We start from the raw sequence: 24,915 nt of genomic DNA, 5'->3' as shown, positions 1-24,915 counted from the left end.
GGACGCGGCGAGCAGGTTACGCGCGCCGCTGCGTGGTGTGCGCCCGACTCTAGGTACACCCGGGTTGCGCGGGTGTTTCGCTGTATGCCAGTTGTCCATATCGTGATCGATTCGTGACCGGCGGGGGCATGCTATGGGACCATCCCCCGCCTTCGGCGAGGTCCGTGCCGGCGCCCGTCGCCGCGGCGCAGGTGGCGCGCCTGGCGGGCGGTCGCGAGAGGATGTCCTCCGTGCGCGACTACGGATACCGCGACGTGCCCGACCACGAGGGCGGCGCGGCCTCACGCGGCTGGTGGGACGCCAACGCCGGCGAGTACCTCGACGACCATGACGGCTTCCTCGCGGACGAGCTCCGCTGGGGTCCCGAGGGCCTCACCGAGGCCGAGGCCGGCCTCCTGGGCGACGTCGCCGGTCGCGACGTCCTGGAGATCGGCGCCGGCGCGGCGCAGTGCTCCGGCTGGCTCGCCGGGCAGGGCGCGCGCGTGGTGGCGACCGACATCTCCTGGCACATGCTCGCCGAGGGCAGGGCGCGGAGCGTTTCGCCGACGCCGAGCCGGGCGACGAGCACGCGGTCTCCGGCGCGTGCACGAGGTTCCCTGTCCCCCCTCCCGGCCGACGCGCGACAACCTCGTGACGGTGACGGGAACCTCGTGATCGGCGTCGGCGGGGACAGAGTGCCCAGGGTGCAGGCCGACGCCCGCGCGCTCCCGTTCGCGGACGGGAGCTTCGACGTCGTCTTCACCTCGTTCGGGGCGATCCCGTTCGTGCCCGACGCCGGGCGGGTGCACGCCGAGGCCGCCCGTGTCCTGCGTCCGGGCGGCCGCTGGGTGTTCTCGGTGACGCACCCGCTGCGCTGGGCGTTCCCCGACGACCCGACGGCGGGCGGGCTCACCGCGACGCGCTCCTACTTCGACCGCCGCCCGTACGTCGAGACCGACGACGCCGGACGGGTCGCCTACGCCGAGTACCACCGGACGACCGGCGACCACGTGCGCGACGTCGCGGCGGCCGGGCTGCGCCTCGTCGACCTGGTCGAGCCGGAGTGGCCCGCCTGGAACACCGAGGTGTGGGGCGGCTGGGGCCCGGAACGCGGCCGGTACCTCCCGGGCACGGCCGTCTTCGTCACCCGCAAGGACTGAGACCCGCACCGGACGCGCGGACCCCCGCCCGGCGCCGTCAGTGCGCCGCGTCGTGCCAGTTCTGGCCCGCACCCACCGAGACCTCCAGGGGGACGTCCAGCTCGAAGGCCGCGCCCATCTGCGCGCGCAGGAGCCCCTCCATCGCGGCGCGCTCGCCCGGGGCGACCTCCACCACGAGCTCGTCGTGCACCTGCAGCAGGACGCGGGACTCGAGGCCCTGGGCATCGATCTCGCGCCGCACGCCCAGCATGGCGAGCTTGATGATGTCTGCCGCCGACCCCTGGATGGGGGCGTTGAGCGCCATCCGCTCCGCCATCTGACGGCGCTGCCGGTTGTCGCTGGTGAGGTCCGGCAGGTAGCGCCGCCGCCCCAGCACCGTCGCGGTCCATCCCGTGGCGCGCGCCTCCTCGACGACGCCGGTGAGGTAGTCCCGCACGCCGCCGAACCGCTCGAAGTAGTCGTCCATGAGGCTCTGTGCCTCGCCCGTCGAGATGCCGAGCTGCTGCGACAGCCCGAACGCGCTCAGGCCGTACGCCAGGCCGTAGCTCATGGCCTTGACCTTGGCGCGCATCTCCGCCGTGACGTCCTCGGGGGCCACCTGGAACACGCGCGACCCCACGTAGCGGTGCAGGTCCTCCCCCGTGCGGAAGGCGCTGATCAGGCCCTCGTCGCCGGACAGGTGCGCCATGATCCGCATCTCGATCTGGCTGTAGTCCGCCGTCAGCAGGGTCTCGTACCCCGGGCCCACGACGAACGCCCGCCGGATGCGCCGGCCCGCCTCCGTCCGGACGGGAATGTTCTGCAGGTTCGGGTCGACCGAACTGAGCCGGCCCGTCGCGGCGATGGTCTGGTGGAACGTCGTGTGGATCCGCCCGTCCGGCGCGACGGTCCGCAGCAGTCCCTCGACCGTGGTGCGCAGGCGAGTGACGTCGCGGTGGGCGAGCAGGTGCTCCAGGAACGGGTGCTGCGTCCGGGCGAACAGATCCTGCAGCGCCGCCGCGTCCGTGGTCCAGCCGGTCTTGATCTTCTTCGTCTTCGGCATCGCGAGCTGGTCGAAGAGCACCTCCTGCAGCTGCTTGGGGCTGCCGAGGTTCACCTCCCGCCCGATCACGTCGAACGCCGCCGCGGCGGCGTCGGCGACGCCGGCCGCGAAGTGCTTCTCCAGGTCCGTCAGGTGGTCGACGTCGGCCGCGATCCCGGCGTGCTCCATGGACGCCAGGACCCGCGACAGCGGCAGCTCGACGTCGGCCAGCAGGTGCGACGCCCCGCGATCCGTCAGCTCACCGGCGAGCACCCCGGCCAGGTCGCCGACGGCGGCGGCGCGCGCCGCCTCCACCTCTCCGGTGGCTCCACCGTCCAGGTCGAGGTCGAGCGCGCCCTGCGCGGCGGGCGGCGCCTCGCCGAGGCGCCGCCCCAGGTGCCGCTCCGCGAGGTCACCGAGGTCGTAGCCCCGCTGGTCCGGGTGGCACAGGTAGGCGGCCAGCTCGGTGTCGAAGTCGACGCCCCGCAGCTCCCAGCCACGCCCCGCGAGCGCGTGCCACGCGGCCTTCGCGCCGTGCACCACCTTCGGCGCGGCCTCGTCGGCGAGCCAGGCCGCGAGCGCCTTGTCGTCGTCGGGTCCCAGGTCCGCGGTGTCGTACACGACGGCGTGTCCGTCCGGGCTCGCGACGGCCACCTTCCAGGCGTCCCCGCCCGCGGGTGTCGTCGTGCCGGAGACGTCGAGGCCGAGGCGGCCGGTGCGGGCGGCGAGCCAGTCGGCGAGGCCGCCGGGGGCGACGTCGTCCACCTCGATCTCGATGCTGCCGGCGGCGTCCTCGGCCTCCGGCTCGCCGGCCGGGTCGACGGCGAGGATCCGGTCGCGCATCTGGCCGAACTGCAGCGCGTCGGAGACGCGGTGCACGGCCTCGCGGTCGAAGGGCGTCAGGGCGAGGTCGTCGAGGCCGGCGTCGAGGGTGACGTCGGTGAGGAGTGCGTTGAGCTCGCGGTTGGTGCGCACCTGGTCGAGGTGGTCGCGGAGCTTCTCCCCCGCCTTGCCCTTGACCTCGTCGGCGCGGGCGAGCAGTTCGTCGAGGCCGCCGAAGGTGGTGACCCACTTCGCGGCGGTCTTGGGGCCGACGCCGGGGATGCCCGGGAGGTTGTCGCTCTTCTCCCCGACGAGGGCGGCGAGGTCAGGGTACTGCCGCGGCGGCACCCCGTACTTGCCCTCGACGGCGTCGGGTGTCATGCGGGCCAGCTCGGAGACGCCCTTGACGGGGTAGAGCACGGTGACGTCGGCGTTCACGAGCTGGAGGGCGTCGCGGTCGCCGGAGCAGACGAGCACCTCCATGCCGGCGGCGGACGCCTGCGCGGCGAGGGTGGCGAGGATGTCGTCGGCCTCGATGCCCTCGGCCGACAGGTACCGCATGTGCAGGGCGTCGAGCACCTCGTGGATGAGCGGTACCTGGGAGCGGAACTCGTCGGGTGTCGCGGCGCGGCCCGCCTTGTACTCCGGGTACCTCTCGGTGCGGAAGGTGACGCGGCCGGCGTCGAAGGCGACGGCGGCGTGCGTGGGCTGCTCGTCCCGCAGGAGGTTGGTGAGCATCGAGGTGAAACCGAACACCGCGTTGGTGACCTGCCCGGAGGTGGTGGCCAGCGTGTCGGGCAGGGCGAAGAACGCCCGGTAGGCCATGGAGTGGCCGTCCACGAGGAGCAGCCGGGGGCGGGTGCCGGCGGGGGCGCCGGAAGGGAGGTCGGTTCGCGCTTCGGTCGTCACGGGTGCAAACCTATCCCCCATGACTGACACTCAGCCCGGTGGCGCTGTGAGCACCCCCCGCGGCGCGCTGGACATGCGCGCGATGTACCCGGACGCCCCCGAGGTGACGGTGATCGACAAGCTCGGCATCGAGTTCACGGAGATCTCCGCGGAGCGGACGTCGGGGCGGATGCCGGTGGAGGGCAACACGCAGCCGGCGGGGCTCCTCCACGGTGGCTCGTCGGCGGTTCTCGCCGAGACCCTCGCGTCGGTGGCGGCCCAGGTGCACGCGGGTGCGGGCCGTCAGGCCGTGGGGATCGACCTCAACGCGACCCACCACCGCGGCGTCCGCTCGGGCACGGTCACGGGGGTCGCGACCGCCATCCATCTGGGCCGCACGACGGCGGGCTACGAGATCGTCATCACGGACGAGAGGAACAGGCGGGTCTGCACGGCTCGTCTCACGTGCATGATCATCGGCGGCTGACCCCGCCTTCCGCGCCGGGCCGTCGGCGCCGGGTCAGCCCGGGACGTGTTCCGGGTGGGACTCCTCGACGGCGGCCGGGACGGCACGGAGGTCGAGCGGGCCCGACTCCGCGGAGCGGGCGCGCCGGCGCCTCGCGATGAGGTCCTCGAGGCCGGCCCGGACGGGTCGGCGCCGGTGCTGGTCCGCGTCCTTCGCGAACGGGCTGTCCTGGGCGAGGCGGCGCAGCAGGGTGGTGGTCGGCGCGACGCGGTGGCCGCAGGCCGGGGCGAAGCCCAGGCGCGCCAGGAAGCGCTGCACGCCGCGGGTGCCGGCCACGGGCGCGGCGTAGACCTCGTCGCAGTCGTTCTCGAGCGCCAGGACGGCCACGGCGCGCAGGAGCGCGTGCCCGACGCCGCGACGCCGCGCGTCGGGCGCCACGAACACGGTGTCCAGGTACAGCGCGGGCCGGAGCATGAACAGGTGCGGGCCCACGACGCGGCCGAGCACGACGCCCACGATCCGCCCGCCGCGCTCGGCGACGAGCACGTGCCCGTCGACGGCGAGCAGCACGGAGAGCTGTTCCCGGAGCCGTTCGTGATCGCCCGCGGTCACCTGCGCGCCGGCGGGCGACTCGTCGCGTCCGCGTACCGCGAGATCCGCGATCGCCTCCAGGTCGGCGGGACCCGCCGACCTCACCTCGACTGCCGCTCGCTCTCTCACTCGCCACCTCCGCAGCTCGCACACCCCCGCGCGGTCTGGGCTCCCGCGGGTGCCGGACCGTCTTGGACGACCGTCCGACTCAGCGCACGAGAATAGGCCCCAGGCCCCGCCGTGGCCAAGTCCCGAGGCCAGGCCGCCGCGGAGGCGTCTCCTGAGCCTCGTCCACCGCGGAACCGCTCAGGAGTTCCCGACCTGATCGATCACGGCGTCGGCGACCTCGCGCATCGTCAGCCGGCGGTCCATCGACGTCTTCTGGATCCAGCGGAACGACTCCGGCTCCGTCAGGCCCATCTTCGTCATGAGCAGGCCCTTGGCGCGGTCGACCCGCTTGCGGGTCTCGAACCGCTCCTTGAGGTCGGTGACCTCGGCCTCGAGGGCTCCGAGCTGCTGGTACCGGGAGATGGCGATCTCCACCGAGGGGAGCAGGTCGGCCGGGGTGAACGGCTTGACGACGTACGCCATCGCGCCGGCGTCGCGCGCCCGCTCGACGAGCTCGGTCTGGGAGAACGCCGTCAGCAGCACCACCGGAGCGGCGTGCGCCTTGCCGATCCGCTCGGCCGCCGAGATGCCGTCCAGCTCGGGCATCTTGACGTCCATGACGACGACGTCGGGCTTGAGCTCGAGCGCCAGGTTCACGGCGGTCTCGCCGTCGCCGGCCTCGCCGACGACGTCGAACCCCGCCTCACGCAGCGTCTCCACCACGTCCATGCGGATCAGTGCCTCGTCCTCGGCGACGACGGCGCGCCGCGGGGCACGGGCCCGGGCGGCTTCCTCGGCCTTCGCCTCCTCCGTCATCGGAGGCAGATCCAGCTCTACCTGGCTGGCGTCGCCCGCGGTCGCCTCGGTCGTGGGAGTGGTCTCGTCGGTCACGGGTCACATCCTACTTGTCCGGTCACCGTGCGCAGCTTGCCGACCTGCCTCCGGGCGAGTTGTTCTTCGTCACTCCGCCGCGGTCCACATGGCGGACACCGCCCGGACAGCCCCGGCGTCACGGTGAATCGGGTGTCGACCGACGAGGGTCCGTTCGTCGCGCCGGTGACCGGGGCGGTGGTCGCGCACCGCGGCCCACAGGTGCCGTTCACGAACAACGGCCGTGCTGTGGCCGCGCTCACCGCGGGCACAGCACGGCCTCCGTCTCGTGCCCGCCGAGGGACTCGAACCCTCACCTCCGAAGAGACACGATTTTGAGTCGCGCGCGTCTGCCAGTTCCGCCAGGCGGGCCGGGGTGGCCGCACGATCGCCGTCGTGCGGCCACCACTATATCCGTTCGGAAGGGACCGACCGCCACCTTCCTGCGGTGATGCCCGGTCAGCCCTTGACGGCGCCCTGCATGATGCCGGCCACGAGCTGGCGGCCCACCACCGCGAAGATGAGGAGCAGCGGCAGCGTGACGAGGAAGACACCGGCCATGATCAGCGAGTAGTCGTTGTGGTAACCGGCCGTCAGGTTCTGCACCGCGATGGGTAGCGTCGGATTCTGCGAGCCGAGAACGATCGACGGCCAGAAGAACATCGTCCACTGCATCACGAAGATGAACAGGCCCAGCATCGAGGCTGCCGGCAGGGCCGCCGGCATGGCGATGCTCCAGAAGGTGCGGATCATGGAGGCGCCGTCCACCCGGGCGGCCTCGATCAGCTCGTACGGCAGCGCCGAGTCGAGGTACTGCGTCATCCAGAACACGCCGAACGCGGAGACCAGCGCGGGCACGATGACCGCCTGGATCTTGCCGATCCAGTCGAGCTCCGACATGAGGATGTACATCGGGATGACGCCGAGCTGTGTGGGGACGGCCATGGTGGCGATGACGAACACGAGCAGCGCGTTCCGCCCGGGGTAGCGCAGCTTCGCGAACGAGAACCCGGCCAGCGTCGACGTCAGCACGGTCGCCACCGACACGACCACGGAGATGATCACCGAGTTCGTCAGCGCGAGCCAGAAGTTGATCTGGGTGGACGACATGACGTTGGCGAACCCCGCGAAGATGCTCGGGTCGGGCAGCAGCTGCGGCAGCGCGCGCTGGGAGATCGCCACCTGGTCGGACGAGCCGAGCAGCAGCGTGTAGTACAGCGGGAACGCCGAGACGGCCAGCACGACCGCCAGGACCGCGTACGTGACCCAGCCCGGGCGGCGCACCGCGGATCCGGTGCCGTGCTGCTGCGTGCGTGCCCGCTTGCGGGCGGCGGCCTTCGCGGCCCCCTTGCCGGCGCTCTGCGCGACGGCTGCGACGGAGCTCATGAGTCCCTCCGGTCCGTGGTCGTGACGGTGCTGTCCGCGCTGTTCGTGCCCGTGGCGCCGCGCCCCGCGGCACCCGCCGAGCGCGCCTCGGCGAGCAGCCTGCGTGTCACGGCGCGTTTCACTCGCGGCGCCTTCGGGCCCGACGACGCGATCCGCTGGCTGAGCAGGAAGTTGACGAACCCGATCGCGAGGATGAGCACGAACAGCATCCACGCCACCGCGGCCGCCCGGCCGAAGTCACGCTGGTTCCCCCAGGCGACGTCGTACATGTACAGCACGGTGGTCATCCACTGCCGATCCGCGCCGCCCAGGCCCCCGGAGTCGAACAGGCGCGGCTCGTCGAAGATCTGCAGGCCGCCGATGCTGGCGGTGATGACCACGAAGATCACCGTCGAGCGGATCTGCGGCACGGTGACGGAGAAGAACTGCCGCCACGGACCGGCGCCGTCGATGGTCGCGGCCTCGTACAGGTCACGCGGCACGGCCTGCATCGCGGCCAGGAAGATCAGGGCGTTGTACCCCGTCCACCGGTAGTTCACCATGGCCGCGATCGCGAAGTGGCTGGCCAGGCGATCCTGGTGCCAGCCGATCGGCTCGAGGCCCACGGTGCTGAGGAGGTCGTTGATCAGGCCGTACTGATCGGCGAACAGGCGCCCGAAGATCAGCGACACCGCGATCGGCGCCACCACGTACGGGATCAGGACGCCCATCCGCCAGAACGTGGCGTTCCGGAGGTTCTGGTCCAGCAGCGCCGCCAGCGTGATCGCGATGACGACCTGCGGCACCGCCGAGAGCAGGAAGATCGACAGCGTGTTGACCAGCGACTTCCAGAACGTCGCCTGCCCCAGCACATCGGCGTAGTTCTGGAAGCCGACGAACTCGCCCTGCCCGCCCAGCAGGTTCCACTCGTACACCGACACCACGGCCGTGTACGCCAGCGGGAACAGGCCGGTGAGGGCGAACAGGACGAAGAACGGGGAGATGTAGAGATAGGGCGAGACCTTGACGTCCCAGCGGCCCAGGGTCTGGGAGAACCCGAGCTTTCGCGGCGCCCGGGGCGCCGGCGTCGTGGAGCCGGCGGCGGGCTCCGTGGAGGTGAGTGCGGCCATGTCGTCTTCCTGATCAGCTGCGCGAGGGATGAGGACGGTGCGTGGCGCGGTACGCGGGATGGTCACCCGCTACGCCGGGGCGTAGGGATGACCATCCCACTCACGCGTCGTGCCTGTTACAGGCCGAGCTCGTCGTAGGCCGCGAGCGACTTCTCCCAGGACGTCTCCGCGTCCTCACCCTCGGTCTCCACCCGGGTGATGCCGTCCTGGACGGTCTGGTGGATCGCGAAGTAGTTCGGGCCCTTGAACGGGTTGCCCTCGATCGCCTGGGCGCGGTTCGAGAAGATCTGGCCGACCGGCGCGTCGTTCATGAACCCGTTCGCGAACGACTGCACGGCGTCGGAGCCCTGCGCCTCGATCTGCGACGGGAAGGTGCCGGCGTTCTCGAACGCCGCGGTCTGCTGCTCGGGCGCGGTCAGCCACGCCGCCAGCGCCTTGGCCTCCTCGGTGTGCTCACCGGACGCCGGGACCGTCAGGAACGATCCGCCCCAGTTGCCACCGCCGCCGGGGAAGACGTCGGCGACGTTCCAGCCGTCGATGCCGCCGGCGCGCTCCTCGATCGGGCCGGTCATCCACGCCGGGCACAGCATCGTGGCGAAGGCGTCGTTCTGGAACCCGGAGTCCCAGTCCGGGCTCCACTGCTGGAGACCGGCCGACAGCCCCGCCTCGTCCTGCTCCATCACGGTGTCGTACAGGTCGATGATCTCGGCGTTGTCCGCGAGGGACTTGTGCGTGCCGTCCTCGTTCTCGTAGGCGTAGTCGATCTGGTTGACCAGGCCCTGGTAGATGGCATTGCCCGAGTCGTACCAGGCGGCGTCCGAGTTCTCGACGAAGTCCGCGCCCGCGGCGAAGTAGTCCTCCCACGTGGCGCCCTCGCCGCCGAGCAGCTCGGCGACCTCGTCCGGCGCGGACGGGAGACCGGCGTCCTCGAGGAGGTCCTGCCGGTAGCAGATCGCCTCGGGGCCGATGTCCGTCCCGTAGCCGATGAGCTTGCCGTCGGCGGTCGTGGCCTGTGCCACCTTCCAGTCCACCCAGCGGCCCTCGAGCTCCGGGTCGGCCATGTCGGTGAACAGGTCGGGGTACTGGGCCAGCTCGCTGATCCAGTCGACCTCGATGGCCTCGATATCGGCCAGGCCCTCGCCACCCGCGGCGAGCTTCGTGGTGAGGTTGGTCCGCGCGTCGCCGGCCTCCGCGGCCACGGTCTGCTCCACGGTGACGTTCGGGTTCTCCTCGGTGTACTTCGCGAGGAGCTCGTCGGTGTAGCCGAAGTTGTTGAAGGTGGCGACGGTGAGGGTGATCGGCTCGTCGCCGCCTTCGGTCTCACTGCCACCGCCCTCGTTGCTGCTGCCCCCACACGCGGACAGCGTGAGTGCCAGGGTGGCGATTCCGGCGGTGGCCGCGATCCGGCCACCTGATCGAGTGCTTCTGAGCACGGTTGACTCCTTTGTCTTACGGGTGTCTTGCTGACGCTTTCTTCCGACGTGCCGAGCCGGCACGTCCCTGGGGACGCCGTCCACGAGGTGCGTGGGAGCGCTTCCACCGTGTGTGGTCGCAATCGTGCCCAAGGTCACGACGCTCCGTCAAGTCCCCAAGCGGAGCCGACGACGACGATCACGCGGCATCAGGCACAATCCGGTTGCTGACATGTCAGATCGTTACTCTTTCGTGCCTCCGCCATGCCGGTCGACACGGCCTACCCGCCGTCCCCGCCCGGCACGTCGCCGGAGTCCGCCGCCAGCTCGTCCACGTCGGCGAGGGCCTGTCTCCACGCCTCGTCCGCGGTGAGCTCGCCCTGGTCCAGCGCCGTGAGCGCGGTGCCGAAGGCGTCGTCCTGGATCTGGGAGTCGAGCGGGCCCTTGTACTGCGACCGCACGCCCTCGGTACGGCGGGCGAGGATCGCCGCGGTCGGCGCGCCACCGAAGACGGGGTCGCCCTCCTGCGACGACTGGTAGACGTAGATCATCTCCTCGGTGCTCGGGAAGGTCCCCGCCACGTCGAAGGCCTCCTGCTGCTGCTCGGCCTTGGTGAGCCAGAGCACCAGCTCGGCCGCCTCGTCGCGGTGCTCGGACGTGGTCGGGACGCCCAGGAACGAGCCGCCCCAGTTGGCCGCGCCGCCCGGGAACACGTCGGCGAAGTCCCAGCCGGTCTCGGGGCCGCCGCCGGCGTTCCGCAGCTGGTCCTTGACGACGCCGAGCATCCAGCCGGGACACATGAACGTCGCGAACGACTCGTCGGTGAACGCGTTGCCACCGCCCCAGTCCCACGCCGCCTCGCCGGCGGACAGTCCGTCGGCCTGCGCCGAGACCAGGCGGTCCCACTGCGCCCGGAGGTCGTCGTTCTCGCGGACCACCAGGCGTCCGTCGATGTCGTAGTAGCCCTGGTCCAGCTGGTTCACCATCGCGTTCCAGACGTACAGCGGCTGGTCGTACCAGGCGTTGCCGGTCGCCGCCCGGTACTCGCGCCCGACGGCGAAGTAGCGGTCCCAGCCGCCGCCGTCGGCCTCGAAGTACCTGGCGACCTCCTCGCGGCCGGTCGGGAGGCCGGCCTCCGCGAACAGGTCCCTGCGATAGCAGAGCCCCATCGGGCCGATGTCGGTCCCGGCGCCGATGACCCGTCCGGACGGGGCCGTGCCCTGCTCGTACTTCCAGGGCACCCATCGCCAGCTCGACGAGTCGATGTGGTAGTCCCGCAGGTCGACGAACCTGTCGTCCACGGCCATCACCTGGCCGAGCCAGCCCTCCTCCAGAGCCACGATGTCCGGCGGGGCGGCACCCGAGGAGAATGCGTCGAACAGCGCGGCCCGGGCCTCGCCACCCTGCTCGTAGTTCGTCGCCTCGATCGTGATCCCGGGATGACTCTGCTCGTAGCTGTCGTAGAGCCCGTCGAAGCCCATGGTCCCGAACGTGGTGATCGTCAGCGTGACGGGGCCGTCGTCCTCCGGCTCGGCGTCGGCGCCGAGAATACTTGCGCAGCCGGCCAGGGTAGCGGTAGCGGCGATCACGCCGACCGCGGAAGTGGCACGGGTCTTTCGTATCATTTCTCGCTCTTCACCCTCGTTGGTGGTGCCTGACGTCGTCGTCAGCGGTTGCCCCCGTGCCACCGCGGGACGGCGACCGGCCGCCCGTTGTTGGCTGGTAACGCTCCCACAGGTCGCTGGCGGCGGACAAGGATGAAAAGGGCGCGCGGACGGGGAGCTGTCCCCGTCCGCGCGCCCTCAGCGAGCCGTCCGGTGTCAGACGGTGGCGGTCCGCCCGTCGGCCTTGGTCCCGATCCGGTGCACCAGGATCGAGTTGGTGGTCCCGGGCACCCCGACGGGCGCCCCCGAGACGACGACCACGAGGTCGCCCTTCTCGGCCAGCCCGTTGGCCTGCAGGGTCGTGTCCACCTGGCCCACCATCGCGTCCACGTTGTCCACCTTCGGCACCAGGTACTGCGTGGTCCCCCAGGTCATCGACAGCGCGTTGCGCACGCCGGCCTCCGGCGTGAACGCCAGCAGCGGGATCGACGAACGCAGCCGCGACATGCGCCGCGCCGAGTCGCCCGACTGCGTGAACGTCACCAGGTACTTCACGCCCAGCCGCTCGCCGATCTCGGCCGCCGCCCGCGTGATCGCGCCACCGCGGGTGTGGGGCGTCGAGCCCAGCGGGGCGATCCGCTCGCGACCCGCCTCCTCCGTCGCCTTGATGATCCGGGCCATCGTCTCGACCGTGACGATCGGGTACTCGCCCACCGACGTCTCGCCCGAGAGCATCACCGCGTCCGCGCCGTCGAGCACCGCGTTCGCGCAGTCCGACGCCTCCGCGCGGGTCGGCGTCGGCGAGTTCGTCATCGACTCCAGGACCTGCGTGGCCACGATCACGGGCTTGGCGTTGCGGCGCGCGAGCTCTACGATCCGCTTCTGCACCAGCGGCACCTGCTCGAGCGGCATCTCGACGGCGAGGTCGCCACGGGCCACCATGACGCCGTCGAACGCCGCCACGACCTCGGCGAGGTTCTCGACCGCCTGCGGCTTCTCGATCTTGGCGATGACGGGAACCGTGCGGTTCTCCTCCTCCATGATCCGGCGCACGTCCTCGTAGTCCTTGGCGGACCGCACGAACGACAGGGCGATGAAGTCGGCGCCCTGGCGCAGGCCCCAGCGCAGGTCGTCTGTGTCCTTCTCGGACAGCGCGGGGACCGACACGGCCACGCCCGGCAGGTTCAGGCCCTTGTTGTTGGACACGGGCCCGGCGACCTCGACGCGCGTGACGACCCGCGGGCCCTCCACGGCCTCGACGACGACGCGCACCTTGCCGTCGTCGATGAGGATCGGGTCACCCACGCGGGCGTCCTCGGTCAGGCCCTTGTGCGTGGTGGAGACCAGTTCCCTGGTGCCCTCCACGTCCTCGGTCGTGATGGTGAACCGGTCACCGACCTCGAGGAAGTGCTTCTCGTTCCCGGCGAACCGGCCCAGGCGGATCTTGGGGCCCTGCAGGTCCACGAGGACGGCCACCGAGGTGCCGGCGTCCTCCGCGGCCTGCCGGACGTTCTTGATGATCTCTGCGTGCTCGGACTGCTCGCCGTGGCTGCGGTTGATCCGCGCCACGTTCATACCGGCGTCCACCAGCTCCCGCAGTCGCTCGGGCGACGCGGTCGCGGGTCCGATGGTGCACACGATCTTTGCTCTGCGCATGTCTCCAGCCTCGTCATCTCGCGGCGCCCGCGCGTCTGTACGTGCGAGGCAGTGGCACGAACACAGGCTCGGGGTCCGCATGGCCCGCTCCGGGCCATGGTCTTCTCGGTCTCAGGCTATGCCCGCCCACGGGCATGATGCGCTGTGGGCGCGCACAACGTCAGGTGAACTTTCTGTCGGGCCCCGGGCTCAGGCCCGCAGGGCGTGGGTCCGGGGGCGCACCGGGGCGGGCAGTTCGGTGCCGCCCGCCAGGTACTCGTCCACCGCGGCGGCCGCGGCGCGGCCCTCCGCGATGGCCCACACGATGAGCGACTGACCGCGGCCCGCGTCGCCGGCCACGAACACGCCCGGCAGACTCGCAGCGTAGTCCTCGCCGCGCGCCACCAGGCCGCGATCCGTGATCTCGATACCCGTCTGCTCCTCGAGCGGCTGGGTCTCCGGTCCGGTGAAGCCCATCGCGATCAGGACCAGATCGGCCGGGATCTCCCGCTCGGTACCGGCCCGGGGAGCGCGGGCGCCGCCCGGCAGGTACTCCGTCTCGGCGACCCTCAGCGAGCGCACCCTGCCCTCGTCGTCGCCGGTGAACGCGACGGTCGAGGCGAGGTACTTCCGCTCGCCGCCCTCCTCGTGGGAGCTGGAGACCTCGAACAGGATCGGGTCGGTCGGCCACGGCTGGTTCGCGGGCCGCTCGCTCGGCGGCCTGCGGCCGATCGCGAGCGTCGTGACGCTGGCGGCGCCCTGCCGCAGCGCGGTCCCGACGCAGTCCGAGCCGGTGTCGCCGCCGCCGATCACGACGACGTGCTTGCCCGCCGCCGACGGCGCGCCCTGCGGCAGCTCCGGCAGCGACCCGTCGTCGGCGGCGTGGGCCACCACCTCGTTCTGCGGCGTCAGGAAGTCCATCGCGAAGTGCACGCCGTCCAGCTCCCGGCCGGGCAGGCGCAGGTCGCGCGGGACCGTCGCGCCCGTGGCGACGACGACGGCGTCGAACCGGCGCCGCAGCGCGTCCCAGGAGATGTCCCGGCCGATCTCGACGCCGGGCCGGAAGCGCGTGCCCTCGGCCTCCATCTGCGCCAGGCGGCGGTCGATGTGCTGCTTCTCCAGCTTGAAGTCCGGGATGCCGTACCGCAGCAGGCCGCCGATCGCGTCGTCCCGCTCGTACACGACGACGGTGTGCCCGGCACGCGTGAGCTGCTGCGCCGCGGCGAGCCCGGCCGGCCCGGAGCCGACGACGGCGACCGTGGAGTCGGTCAGACGCTCGGGCACGTGCGGGGTGACGAGCCCGCGCGCGAACGCCTCGTCGATGATGGACACCTCGACGTTCTTGATCGTCACGGCCGGCTGGTTGATGCCCAGCACGCACGAGGTCTCGCACGGGGCCGGGCACACGCGCCCGGTGAACTCCGGGAAGTTGTTGGTCGCGTGCAGCCGGTCGATGGCGTCGCCCCACTGGCCGCGCCACACCAGGTCGTTCCACTCCGGGATGAGGTTGCCCAGCGGGCAGCCCTGGTGGCAGAACGGGATGCCGCAGTCCATGCAGCGCCCGGCCTGCTCCTTGAGGAACGGCTGCCCGGCGACCCGCACGTCGTGCGTGTCCTTCCAGTCCAGCAGTCGTACCTCAACGGGACGGTTCGGCGGGAGTTCCCGCTCGGTCACCTTCAGAAACCCCCGCGGGTCAGCCACGAGCCACCTCCATGATCCGGTCCCACTGCGCGGGGTCCCACTCGTTCTCGTCCAGATGATGCGTCGCGAGCGCCTCGCGCACGCGAGCCCAGCCCGGGGGCAGGACGCGCGTGAAGCGCTCGCGGGCGTCCGGGTCCTCCAGCAGCTCGCCCGCCACGAGCGAGCCCGTCTCGGCCCGGTGCCGCTCCAGCAGGGTGCGGACCGTGTCCCAGTCGGCGTCGTCGAGCGGCGTCAGCGACAGCTCGCCCGACGCCAGCGCGGTCGGGTTGGTCGCGCCGTCGCGCAGGTTCAGCACGTACGCGATTCCGCCGGACATGCCCGCGCCGACGTTCCGGCCCGTCGGGCCCAGCACCAGCACGGTGCCGCCCGTCATGTACTCGCAGGCGTGGTCGCCCACGCCCTCGGTCACCAGGGTGGCGCCGGAGTTGCGCACGCCGAAGCGCTCGCCGACCCGGCCGCGCAGGAAGACCTCGCCGGACGTGGCGCCGTACCCGATGACGTTGCCGGCGATGACGTTCGCCGCGCCGTCGAGCACCGCCGCCCGGTCGGGGCGCACCACGATGCGGCCGCCCGAGAGGCCCTTGCCCAGGTAGTCGTTCGCGTCGCCGTACAGGCGCAGCGTCACGCCGCGCGGGACGAACGCCCCGAAGGACTGGCCGGCCGATCCGGTGAGGGTCACGTCGATCGTGCCGTCCGGCAGCCCGTCGCCGCCGTAGCGCCGGGTCACCTCGTGGCCCAGCAGCGTGCCGACCGTGCGGTTGACGTTGCGCACCGGCAGCTCGACCGTCACGGGCTCGCCACGCTCCAGGGCGGGCCCGGCGGCCGAGATCAGCTGGTTGTCGAGCGCGCGGTCCAGGCCGTGGTCCTGGTCCTGGGTGCGGTGCAGCGCCGAGCCGGCCGGCGGCTCGATGCGCTCCAGCACCGGGCCGAGGTCGAGGCCCTGCGCCTTCCAGTGGTCCACGGCCTTGCGGGTGTCCAGCACCTGCACGTGGCCCACCGCCTCCTCGAGGGAGCGGAAGCCGAGCGCCGCGAGGTGCTCGCGGACCTCCTGGGCGATGAACTCGAAGAAGTTCTCGACGAACTCCGGCTTGCCCGTGAACCGCTTGCGCAGCTCGGGGTTCTGCGTCGCCACGCCCACCGGGCAGGTGTCCAGGTGGCACACGCGCATCATGACGCAGCCCGAGACGACCATCGGCGCCGTGGCGAAGCCGTACTCCTCCGCGCCGAGCAGCGCGGCCACGACGACGTCGCGGCCGGTCTTCATCTGGCCGTCCACCTGCACGGTGATGCGGTCGCGCAGGTTGTTCAGCACGAGCGTCTGCTGGGTCTCGGCCAGGCCGATCTCCCACGGCGTGCCCGCGTGCTTGAGCGAGGTGAGCGGGGACGCGCCGGTGCCGCCGTCGTGCCCCGAGATGAGGACGACGTCCGCCCGCGCCTTGGAGACGCCGGTGGCGACCGTGCCGACGCCGAACTCGCTCACGAGCTTGACGTGGATCCGCGCGGCCGGGTTGGCGTTCTTCGCGTCGTGGATGAGCTGCTTGAGGTCCTCGATCGAGTAGATGTCGTGGTGCGGCGGCGGCGAGATGAGCCCGACGCCGGGCGTGGAGTGCCGGGTGCGCGCCACCCACGGGTAGACCTTGTTGCCGGGCAGCTGTCCGCCCTCGCCGGGCTTGGCGCCCTGCGCGAGCTTGATCTGGATGTCGTCGGCGTTGGTCAGGTACTCCGACGTCACGCCGAAGCGGCCCGAGGCGATCTGCTTGACCTTGCTGCGGCGGGCCGGGTCGTGGAGGCGCTCGGAGTTCTCGCCACCCTCGCCCGTGTTGGAGCGTCCGCCGAGGCGGTTCATCGCGATCGCGAGCGTCTCGTGGGCCTCCGCGGAGATGGAGCCGTAGGACATCGCCCCGGTGTTGAACCGCTTGACGATCTCGGAGACGGACTCGACCTCGTCGATCGGCACCGGCTCGCGGTCCGGGCTGAACCGCAGCAGGCCGCGCAGCGTCATGAGCCGCTGGGACTGCTCGTCGACCCGGCGCGTGTACTGCCGGAACACGTCCATCCGGCCCTCACGCGTGGCGTGCTGCAGCCGGAACACGGTCTCCGGGTCGAAGAGGTGCTCCTCGCCGTCGCGGCGCCACTGGTACTCGCCGCCGGTGGTGAGGCGGTCGGCGGGGCCGCGGTTGCCCGAGCGGGGGTAGGCCTCGGCGTGCCGCGCGGCCGTCTCGGCCGCGATGACGTCGAGCCCGATGCCGCCCAGGCGCGACGTCGTGCCGGTGAAGTAGTTCTCGACGAGCTCGTGCGAGAGCCCGACGGCCTCGAAGATCTGGGCGCCGCGGTAGGACATGATCGTGGAGATGCCCATCTTGGACATCACCTTGAGCACGCCCTTGCCGAGGGCCTTGATGAGGTTCGCGACGGCCGCCGTGGGGGTCACGCCGAGGTAGCCGCGGAGGGCCAGGTCCTCGACCGTCTCCATCGCGAGGTACGGGTTGACCGCGGCGGCGCCGTACCCGATCAGGAGCGCGACGTGGTGCACCTCGCGCACGTCGCCGGCCTCGACGACGAGCGAGACCCGCGTGCGGGTGTGCTTGCGCACGAGGTGGTGGTGCACGGCGCTGGTCAGCAGCAGGGACGGGATCGGGGCGAGCTCGGCGGTGGAGTGCCGGTCGGACAGCACGATGAAGCTCGCGCCGGCCTCCACGTGGGCGTCGACCTCGGCGAAGATCTCCTCGAGACGCGCGTGCAGCGCCGCTCCCCCGCCCGACACGTCGTACAGGCCGCGCACGACCTCGCTGCGGAACACTCCCTCGAGGTCCGGGTCGCGGTCCACGTGCACGATCTTGGCGAGCTTGTCGTTGTCGAGCACGGGGAAGCCGACGACGAGCTTGCGCGCGTGCTCCGGCAGGTCGGCCAGCAGGTTCGGCTCCGGGCCGATGGCGCTGCCGATCGACGTCACCAGCTCCTCGCGGATGGCGTCCAGCGGCGGGTTGGTCACCTGCGCGAACATCTGCGTGAAGTAGTCGAACAGCAGACGCGGGCGCTGCGAGAGCACCGCGATCGGGGTGTCGGACCCCATCGCGCCGAGTGGTTCGGCGGCCGTCGACGCCATCGGCGTCAGGAGGATCTTCAGCTCCTCCTCCGTGTACCCGAAGGCCCGCTGGCGGCGGCGCACGGACGCGGTGCTGTGCGCGACGTGCTCCCGCTCGGGCAGGTCGTCGAGGTGCACGGAGTGCTCGTCGATCCACTGGCGGTACGGGTGGCGCGTGGCCAGGCCCGTCTTGACCTCGTCATCCTCGACGATCCGGCCCGAGCCGGTGTCGACCAGGAACATCCGGCCGGGCTCGAGGCGGCCCTTGCGCACCACCGAGGCGGGGTCGATGTCGAGCACGCCGGCCTCGGAGGCCAGGACCACGAGGCCGTCGTCGGTCACCCAGAACCGGCCCGGGCGCAGGCCGTTGCGGTCCAGCACCGCGCCGATCAGCTCGCCGTCGGTGAACGTGAGGGCGGCCGGGCCGTCCCACGGCTCGATGAGGTTGGAGTTGTACTCGTAGAACGCGCGCCGGTCGGCGTCCATCTCGGTGTGGTTCTCCCACGCCTCGGGCACCATCATCAGCACGGCGTGCGGGAGGGAGCGGCCGGACAGGTGCAGCAGCTCCAGCACCTCGTCGAAGCTCGCCGAGTCGCTGGCCCCGGGCGAGCACACCGGGCGCAGCTGGTCGAAGTCGCCGAGCACGTCCGAGGCCATGGTGCCCTCGCGGGCCGCCACCCAGTTGCGGTTCCCGCGCACGGTGTTGATCTCGCCGTTGTGGGCGATGGTGCGGAAGGGCTGGGCCAGCGGCCAGGACGGGAACGTGTTCGTGGAGAAGCGCGAGTGCACGAGCGCGATCTCGGTCGCGTACCGCGGGTCCTGGAGGTCCCCGAAGAACGGCTCGAGCTGGGCCGTGGTGAGCATGCCCTTGTACGTGACCGTGCGCGCCGAGAGCGAGGCGAAGTACAGGTCCAGCTCCCGCTCCGCGCGCTTGCGCAGGCGGTAGCAGCGGCGGTCGAGGTCGATGCCGCCGAGCTCCCGGGACGGGTCGGCCACCACGAGCTGGCGGAACACCGGCATGCTGGCGCGGGCCGTTGGGCCCACCATCGAGGCGTCGACCGGCACGTCCCGCCAGGAGAGCACGTCGAGCTTCTCCTCGGCCGCAAGGGCCTCGACGCGCGCGACGACCTGGTCGCGCTCCGCGTCGTCCGTGGGCAGGAACGCGGTCCCGATGGCGTACCTGCCGGCGGGCGGCAGCTCCGCGTCCACCACGTCGCGCAGGAACGCGTCGGGGATCTGCGTCAGGATGCCGGCACCGTCCCCGGTGTCCTCCTCCGCGCCGACCGCGCCGCGGTGGTCCAGGTTCAGCAGGGCGGTCAGACCGGCGTCCACGATGTCGCGTCCGGGCGTGCCGCGGAGCGTGGCGACGAACGCCACACCGCAGGCATCATGCTCCGCGGACGGGTCGTAGAGCCCTCGGGCTTCGTTCCGGTGCAACGGCATGGTCATGGATCCTCACAGACGTCCGGGCACGCCGGACGCACATCGAACTGGTCACCGGGGCGCCGTCGGCCCGGAATCGGACTGGGCGCGCTCCCGATGGGTGGTCGGTCGCTCACGCCCTTCGCATGGTCTCGGGTACCGGCCCGGTGGTGTCCGGACCCGATCCCCGTTCCACCGATTCCTCCCGCTGAGGGAACCGGCGTGCCAGGACTGCCGAGACTGCCAGAGCCACGAGGCCCAGGACCACCGACGTCCAGACATTGAGCCGGAGACCCAGCAGGATCTCCGTCTCGTCGATCCGCATCATCTCGATCCAGACCCGGCCGAGAGTGTAGAGCACGACGTACGCCCAGAATACCCGGCCATGACCGAACTTGAACCGTCGGTCGAGGAAAAGCAGAACTCCGGCGGCGGCGACATACCACAGGATCTCGTACAGGAAGGTCGGGTGGAAGGTGGTGCCCTCGGGGTAGGCGACACCCGTGGCGGGGTTCGTCACGAGGTGCTCGCGGGAGATCTCCAGCGCCCACGGCATGTCCGTGGGCCGCCCGTACAGCTCCTGGTTGAACCAGCTGCCGAGGCGCCCGACCGCCTGCCCCAGGAGCAGGCCCGGGGCCAGGGCGTCGGCGAACGAGGGCAGCCGCAGGCCGCGCGTCCGGCACCCGATCCACGCGCCCAGCGCGCCGAACGCCAGCGCGCCGTAGAACGACAGGCCGCCCTCCCAGACGCGCAGCGCGGCGAGCGGATCGGCGCCGGACCCGAAGTAGGTACCGGGCATGGACAGCACGTGATAGGCCCGCGCGCCGACGAGACCGAACGGCACGGTCCAGAACGCGATGTCCACCACGTCCCACGGGTCACCGCCGCGCGCCCGCCAGCGCACCATCGTCACCCAGGCCGCCACGACGATCCCCGCCAGCAGCGCCACCGCGTAGGCCCGGACCGGGACGACGCCCAGGTACCAGGTGTGCTCGGGCGGGCTGGGCAGGCTCGCGGGAAGCCACGACGGGATCACGTACGCTCCGGGATGCTCGGCGGCAGGTCAGTGCGCGCCGTGCGCGGCACGTGCCGACCGTACCCCGGAAGCCAGGTCGCGGGTGAGCTCGGCCAGATCGCTGAGACGCGCGTCCCACGGCTCGTCCCCGAGCAGGGTACGGACCAGGGCGGACCCGACGATCACGCCGTCGGCCCAGCGGCCCACCTCGGCGGCCTGTGCCCCGGTGGACACGCCGATGCCCACGCAGACGTGCTCCGCGCCCGCCGCCCGCGTGTCGGCCACGAGCCGCTCGGCCCGGTCACCCACGCTGGCCCGCACGCCCGTGACGCCCATGAGGGACGTCGCGTAGACGAACCCGCGCGACGCGTGCGCCGTGAGCGCCAGCCGCTCCGGCGTGGAGCTCGGCGCGACGAGGAACACCCGGTCCAGGCCGAGCTCGTCGCTCGCCGCGACCCAGGCACCGGCCTCGTCGGGGATGAGGTCCGGCGTGATGAGCCCGGAACCGCCCGCGGCGGCCAGGTCCCGCGCGAACTCCCCGACGCCGTACCGCAGCACCGGGTTCCAGTAGGTCATCGGCAGCACCGCGACGTGCGGGGCGTGCTCCCGGATCCGGCGCATCGCCTCGAACACGTGCGCCACGCGGACGCCGCCGTCGAGCGCGGCCTGGGCCGCCTCCTGGATCACCAGGCCGTCCATCACCGGGTCGGAGTACGGGATGCCGAGCTCGATGATGTCCACGCCGTTGTCCGTCAGCGTGAGCATGGCCTCGATCGACCGCTCCACGTCCGGGAAGCCCACGGGGAGGTAACCCACCAGCGCGGGCCGGTTCTCCTCGTCGCGCAGGCGCGCGATCAGCTCGCCGGCGCGGGGCGCGACGCCCACCGCACCCGCCGTCGTCCCCGTTCCGGTCCCCGGCTCCGCGGCCGGGCTCGTCGAGACCATCACCCTCGTCCCTCCATCTTCTCCAGTTCCTCGGAAGCCACGCCCTCGTCGAGCAGGCCGAACCACCGCGCCGCGGTGGCCACGTCCTTGTCGCCGCGGCCCGACAGGTTCACGAGGATCGTGTACGGCTCGCCCTCCGGGCCGGTCCTGCCCTCGGCGACGGCCCGGCGGCCCAGCCGCAGCGCGCCCGCCAGGGCGTGCGCTGACTCGATCGCGGGGATGATGCCCTCCGTGTGGCACAGCAGCCGGAAGGCCTCCATGGCCTCGTCGTCGGTCACGGGCTCGTACTCGGCCCGGCCGAGGTCGTGCAGCCACGAGTGCGCCGGGCCGACGCTCGGGTAGTCCAGTCCCGCCGACACCGAGTGGCTGGGGCGGGTCTGCCCGTCGTCGTCCTGCAGCAGGTAGGAGCGCGCGCCGTGCAGCACGCCGGGCGAGCCGCCGGAGAACCGCGCGGCGTGCCGGCCGGTCCCGACGCCCTCGCCGCCGGCCTCGAAGCCGTACAGCGCCACGCCCTCGTCGTCCAGGAACGCGTTGAAGATGCCGAGCGCGTTCGAGCCGCCGCCCACGCAGGCCGCGACCACGTCGGGCAGCCGGCCCGTGCGCTCCAGCATCTGACCGCGCGCCTCCTCGCCGATGATGCGGTGGAACTGCCGCACCATCTCCGGGAACGGGTGGGGGCCGGTGACGGTGCCCAGCACGTAGTGCGTGTGCTCGACGTTGGTCACCCAGTCCCGCAGCGCCTCGTTGATCGCGTCCTTGAGGGTGCGCGTACCGGCGGTCACCGGCACCACCTCGGCGCCGAGCAGCCGCATCCGGGCGACGTTCAGCGCCTGCCGGCGCGTGTCCTCCTCGCCCATGTAGATGACGCACTCGAGGTCCATCAGGGCGGCGGCGGTCGCCGTCGCGACGCCGTGCTGGCCCGCCCCGGTCTCCGCGATCACGCGGCGCTTGCCCATGCGCTTGACCAGCAGCGCCTGGCCCAGCACGTTGTTGATCTTGTGCGAGCCGGTGTGGTTCAGGTCCTCGCGCTTGAGCAGGACACGCACTCCCGGGTGCGCCGGGGCGGGAGGTTCGCCCGCCCCTGTGGCGTGCGCCGCGAACCGCGGCACCTCGGTCAGCGGGCTCGGGCGGCCGGTGTACTCACGGTGCAGCCGGGCGAGCTCGTCGACGAACGCCGGATCCCCGGCCGCCTTCGCGTACTCGGTCTCGAGCTCGTCGAGGGCCGCGATGAGCGCCTCCGGCACGAACCGGCCGCCGAACTCGCCGAAGTACGGCCCGGTCACGTCCGCCAGGCGTTCGGCCAGGCTCATGGATGGTCTCCTTTGCGATGCTGCGTTCTCGTCGTTGTTCGCGTCGTTCGGTCGCGGGCGACGGCCGTCGCGGCCGGGTCAGGGTCGCACGGAGCGCAGCGACGGGTGCGCACCCGCGGCCACGAGGTCCGCCACCGAGGCGCGGGGCGCCTCGCCCGTGACGAGGGCCTCGCCCACGAGGACGGCGTCGGCTCCCGCCCGTGCCATCTCCATGACGTCCCGCGGCCCGCCGATGCCGGACTCCGCGATCCGCACCACGTCGTCGGGGACGTACGGGGCGAGCCGCTGGAACACCGTCATGTCGATCTCGAGGGTCTTGAGGTTGCGGTGGTTGATGCCCACGACGCGGGCGCCGGCGTCCAGCGCGCGGCGCACCTCCTCCAGGTCGTGCGCCTCGACCAGCGCGGTCATGCCGAGCGAGTGCACGCGCTCGATCAGCGAGGTCAGCACCGTCTGCTCCAGTGCGGCCACGATGAGAAGAACGATGTCGGCCCCGTGCGCGCGGGCCTCCCACACCTGGTACGGCGTGACGATGAAGTCCTTGCGCAGCACGGGCACGTCCACGCGGGCGCGTACCTCGTCGAGGTCCGCCAGCGACCCGGAGAACCGGCGCTGCTCCGTGAGCACGGAGATCGCCGCCGCGCCGCCGTGCGCGTACTCGACCGCCAGCGCGGCCGGGTCGGTGATGGGAGCGAGTGACCCCTTGGACGGGCTGGACCGCTTCACCTCCGCGATGACGGCGACGGCCTCGGGGTCCTTGAGCCGGCCGACGGCGTCGAGCGCTCCGGGGACGCGCTGCGCCTTCTCCTTGAGGTCGTCGAGCGGCGTGCGCGCCTCACGTTCCGCGAGGTCCTCGAGGACCCCTGCGACGATGTCGTCCAGGACCGCCATACGTGTGCCTCCCGTGCGATTGCCTGAGCTGCGGTGTCCGCTCCGCGGTTCATCGTAGGACGTTGCGGACGGTGTCCCGGCCACTCGCCACCTGTCGGGACGGGTGTGCGCTCCCAGCATGGACCATGCGGACCATCCGGGCAGCCCGGAACGGCCGGCGCGGCGCGGGCTCCCGTCGGGCGCGGGTCGTCCGGGCCGCGTCACGGGGCGGTCCGGGCGATCGTGGCCGCCGCGCGGGCGATCTCGTCGCGAGTCAGGGTGGAGCGGGCCGTGAGGCGCAGGCGGGGCCACGGGACGGACGGGGGCCGGAAGCAGTGGACGCCGATGCCCGCGGCGCGGCAGCGGGCGGCCCAGGCGACGGCGTCGGCGGCCGTGGGTGCGGGCACGGAGACAACGGCGGCGGCGGGCCGGGTCGCGTCGAGGCCGGCCGCGCGGAGCCGGTCGGACAGGTCGGCCGCGGCCGCGCGGCATCGTTCGGCGCGCTCGGGCTCGCGCCGCAGCCCGGCGAGGGCGGCGAGGGCGGCGGCGGTGGCGGCGGGGGCGAGGCCGGTGTCGAACATGAAGGTGCGCGCGGCGCTGACGAGGTACTCGATGACGGGGGCGGGTCCGAGGATCGCCCCGCCCTGGGAGCCGAGGGCCTTGGACAGGGTGAGGGTGGTGACGACGCCGGGCGCGCCGGCGAGCCCGGCGTCGTGCACGCTGCCGCGTCCGCCGTCACCGACGACGCCGAGCCCGTGCGCGTCGTCCACGAGCAGGCCGGCCCCGGCGGCGCGGCACACCCGGGCGAGCTCGCGCAGGGGTGCGACGTCGCCGTCGACGGAGAAGACGCCGTCGGTCACCACGAGGGCGGGGCGGGCGTCGCCGGGTGCGGCGGGTTCCTCGCCGCTCGTCCTCTCGGCGAGCTGCGCGGCGACGTCGGCGGGCGAGGCGTGGGCGGCGACGCGGACCTCTCCCCCGGCGAGGCGGCAGCCGTCGATGACCGAGGCGTGGTTCCCGGCGTCGGACACGAGGAGGCTGCCGCGCGGGGCGAGGGCCGCGCACGCGCCGAGGTTCGCGGCGTACCCGCTCGCGAGGACGAGGGCGGCCTCGGCGCCGCAGAAGTCGGCGAGCTCGGCCTCGAGCTCGGCGTGCAGTGCGGTGGAGCCGGTCACGAGGCGCGATCCGGTCGCGCCGGCGCCCCAGGTGCGGGCGGCGTCGGCCGCGGCGCCGGTCACCTCGGGGTGCCGGGCGAGGGAGAGGTAGTCGTTGCTCGCGAGGTCGAGGGCCCGGTCGCCGGCGGCGCGCGGGTGGATCTCGCGCAGCAGGCCGGCCCGGCGGCGGCGGTCGGTCTCGCCGCCGATCCAGCCGAAGGGGTCGCGCCCGGACGGCCCGGACGGCCCGGACCGCGCGCTGGTTTGTAGGTTTCCCATCATTGCTCCCTGAGTCCCTGCGAAGGTATCCGCCGGACCATCGGCTGTGACCTGCCGGGAGGCACACAGCCCGGGGAGGATGTTGT

At 72.3% G+C, this 24,915-nt stretch carries 17 protein-coding genes and 1 tRNA gene; 2 read left to right on the top strand and 16 right to left on the bottom strand.

What is annotated here, in order from left to right; all coding sequences use genetic code 11:
- Positions 1-221 precede the first annotated feature (221 nt).
- Positions 222-1,139 (top strand): class I SAM-dependent methyltransferase, encoded by a 918-nt coding sequence (locus ACYVK5_RS08430; protein ID WP_460703958.1) that lies wholly within the window; start codon positions 222-224, stop codon positions 1,137-1,139.
- 37 nt (positions 1,140-1,176) lie between these two features.
- Here the strand turns inward: ACYVK5_RS08430 and polA are convergent, their stop codons facing one another.
- Entirely contained in the window at positions 1,177-3,912 is a 2,736-nt protein-coding gene (gene polA, locus ACYVK5_RS08425; RefSeq protein ID WP_460703775.1) for a DNA polymerase I, read from the bottom strand.
- A 61-nt stretch (positions 3,913-3,973) separates the two neighbouring features.
- Here polA and ACYVK5_RS08420 point away from each other — a divergent pair, with 61 nt between their 5' ends.
- Positions 3,974-4,357, top strand: coding sequence for a hotdog fold thioesterase (locus ACYVK5_RS08420; protein ID WP_460703956.1), 384 nt, complete (start codon positions 3,974-3,976; stop codon positions 4,355-4,357).
- 33 nt (positions 4,358-4,390) lie between these two features.
- On the opposite strand, the gene ACYVK5_RS08415 is transcribed toward ACYVK5_RS08420, so the two are convergent.
- The 15 genes from ACYVK5_RS08415 to ACYVK5_RS08345 form a co-directional block, all read right to left on the bottom strand.
- Positions 4,391-5,056, bottom strand: a complete 666-nt coding sequence (locus tag ACYVK5_RS08415) for a GNAT family N-acetyltransferase (protein WP_460703773.1) — start codon at positions 5,054-5,056, stop codon at positions 4,391-4,393.
- 177 nt (positions 5,057-5,233) lie between these two features.
- Complete coding sequence (locus ACYVK5_RS08410) at positions 5,234-5,851, bottom strand: ANTAR domain-containing response regulator (RefSeq protein ID WP_460703954.1); 618 nt, start codon at positions 5,849-5,851, stop codon at positions 5,234-5,236.
- A gap of 344 nt (positions 5,852-6,195) precedes the next feature.
- A tRNA-Leu gene (locus ACYVK5_RS08405) sits at positions 6,196-6,277 on the bottom strand.
- An 87-nt stretch (positions 6,278-6,364) separates the two neighbouring features.
- Positions 6,365-7,291, bottom strand: a complete 927-nt coding sequence (locus ACYVK5_RS08400) for a carbohydrate ABC transporter permease (protein ID WP_460703771.1) — start codon at positions 7,289-7,291, stop codon at positions 6,365-6,367.
- The gene (locus ACYVK5_RS08395) at positions 7,288-8,400 is read right to left on the bottom strand and encodes a carbohydrate ABC transporter permease (RefSeq protein WP_460703769.1); all 1,113 of its coding nucleotides are present in this window, start codon (positions 8,398-8,400) and stop codon (positions 7,288-7,290) included. Before ACYVK5_RS08395 ends, ACYVK5_RS08400 begins: the two co-directional genes overlap by 4 nt.
- A 116-nt stretch (positions 8,401-8,516) precedes the next feature.
- A complete protein-coding gene (locus tag ACYVK5_RS08390) occupies positions 8,517-9,833 on the bottom strand; it encodes an ABC transporter substrate-binding protein (RefSeq protein ID WP_460703767.1) in 1,317 nt (438 codons plus the stop codon).
- 260 nt (positions 9,834-10,093) lie between these two features.
- Positions 10,094-11,437 carry an ABC transporter substrate-binding protein gene (locus ACYVK5_RS08385; RefSeq protein WP_460703765.1) on the bottom strand — a complete coding sequence of 448 codons (1,344 nt, stop codon included), beginning with the start codon at positions 11,435-11,437 and terminating at the stop codon, positions 10,094-10,096.
- Between the two features lie 195 nt (positions 11,438-11,632).
- The gene (pyk, locus tag ACYVK5_RS08380) at positions 11,633-13,072 is read right to left on the bottom strand and encodes a pyruvate kinase (RefSeq protein WP_460703763.1); all 1,440 of its coding nucleotides are present in this window, start codon (positions 13,070-13,072) and stop codon (positions 11,633-11,635) included.
- Positions 13,073-13,261: 189 nt separating this feature from the next.
- Positions 13,262-14,752 (bottom strand): glutamate synthase subunit beta, encoded by a 1,491-nt coding sequence (locus tag ACYVK5_RS08375; RefSeq protein ID WP_460703761.1) that lies wholly within the window; start codon positions 14,750-14,752, stop codon positions 13,262-13,264.
- Positions 14,745-19,286 (bottom strand): glutamate synthase large subunit, encoded by a 4,542-nt coding sequence (gene gltB, locus ACYVK5_RS08370; protein ID WP_460703759.1) that lies wholly within the window; start codon positions 19,284-19,286, stop codon positions 14,745-14,747. Before gltB ends, ACYVK5_RS08375 begins: the two co-directional genes overlap by 8 nt.
- Before the next feature lie 106 nt (positions 19,287-19,392).
- Positions 19,393-20,295, bottom strand: coding sequence for a prolipoprotein diacylglyceryl transferase (gene lgt / locus ACYVK5_RS08365; protein ID WP_460703757.1), 903 nt, complete (start codon positions 20,293-20,295; stop codon positions 19,393-19,395).
- A gap of 27 nt (positions 20,296-20,322) precedes the next feature.
- Positions 20,323-21,219: a tryptophan synthase subunit alpha gene (gene trpA / locus ACYVK5_RS08360; protein ID WP_460703755.1), complete on the bottom strand. Its 897-nt coding sequence runs from the start codon at positions 21,217-21,219 to the stop codon at positions 20,323-20,325.
- Positions 21,219-22,529, bottom strand: a complete 1,311-nt coding sequence (gene trpB / locus ACYVK5_RS08355) for a tryptophan synthase subunit beta (protein WP_460703753.1) — start codon at positions 22,527-22,529, stop codon at positions 21,219-21,221. The genes trpA and trpB overlap by 1 nt, the downstream gene beginning before the upstream one ends.
- Positions 22,530-22,607: 78 nt before the next feature.
- Positions 22,608-23,420, bottom strand: a complete 813-nt coding sequence (gene trpC / locus ACYVK5_RS08350) for an indole-3-glycerol phosphate synthase TrpC (protein WP_460703751.1) — start codon at positions 23,418-23,420, stop codon at positions 22,608-22,610.
- A 200-nt stretch (positions 23,421-23,620) separates the two neighbouring features.
- Complete coding sequence (locus ACYVK5_RS08345; protein WP_460703749.1) at positions 23,621-24,829, bottom strand: 8-amino-7-oxononanoate synthase; 1,209 nt, start codon at positions 24,827-24,829, stop codon at positions 23,621-23,623.
- Positions 24,830-24,915 lie beyond the last annotated feature (86 nt).

The sequence above is a fragment of the Myceligenerans halotolerans genome (genome assembly GCF_054782975.1).
The sequence above is the reverse complement of the archived record's forward strand: the minus strand, read 5'-3'. Positions and strand labels throughout refer to the sequence as shown.

Coding starts and splice junctions, on each gene's coding strand:
- ACYVK5_RS08430 (WP_460703958.1), top strand. CDS start 222: ATGTCCTCCGTGCGCGACTACGGATACCGCGACGTGCCCGACCACGAG.
- polA (WP_460703775.1), bottom strand. CDS start 3,912: ATGGGGGATAGGTTTGCACCCGTGACGACCGAAGCGCGAACCGACCTC.
- ACYVK5_RS08420 (WP_460703956.1), top strand. CDS start 3,974: ATGTACCCGGACGCCCCCGAGGTGACGGTGATCGACAAGCTCGGCATC.
- ACYVK5_RS08410 (WP_460703954.1), bottom strand. CDS start 5,851: ATGACGGAGGAGGCGAAGGCCGAGGAAGCCGCCCGGGCCCGTGCCCCG.
- ACYVK5_RS08400 (WP_460703771.1), bottom strand. CDS start 7,291: ATGAGCTCCGTCGCAGCCGTCGCGCAGAGCGCCGGCAAGGGGGCCGCG.
- ACYVK5_RS08395 (WP_460703769.1), bottom strand. CDS start 8,400: ATGGCCGCACTCACCTCCACGGAGCCCGCCGCCGGCTCCACGACGCCG.
- ACYVK5_RS08385 (WP_460703765.1), bottom strand. CDS start 11,437: ATGATACGAAAGACCCGTGCCACTTCCGCGGTCGGCGTGATCGCCGCT.
- pyk (WP_460703763.1), bottom strand. CDS start 13,072: ATGCGCAGAGCAAAGATCGTGTGCACCATCGGACCCGCGACCGCGTCG.
- gltB (WP_460703759.1), bottom strand. CDS start 19,286: ATGACCATGCCGTTGCACCGGAACGAAGCCCGAGGGCTCTACGACCCG.
- trpA (WP_460703755.1), bottom strand. CDS start 21,219: ATGGTCTCGACGAGCCCGGCCGCGGAGCCGGGGACCGGAACGGGGACG.
- trpB (WP_460703753.1), bottom strand. CDS start 22,529: ATGAGCCTGGCCGAACGCCTGGCGGACGTGACCGGGCCGTACTTCGGC.
- trpC (WP_460703751.1), bottom strand. CDS start 23,420: ATGGCGGTCCTGGACGACATCGTCGCAGGGGTCCTCGAGGACCTCGCG.
- ACYVK5_RS08345 (WP_460703749.1), bottom strand. CDS start 24,829: ATGGGAAACCTACAAACCAGCGCGCGGTCCGGGCCGTCCGGGCCGTCC.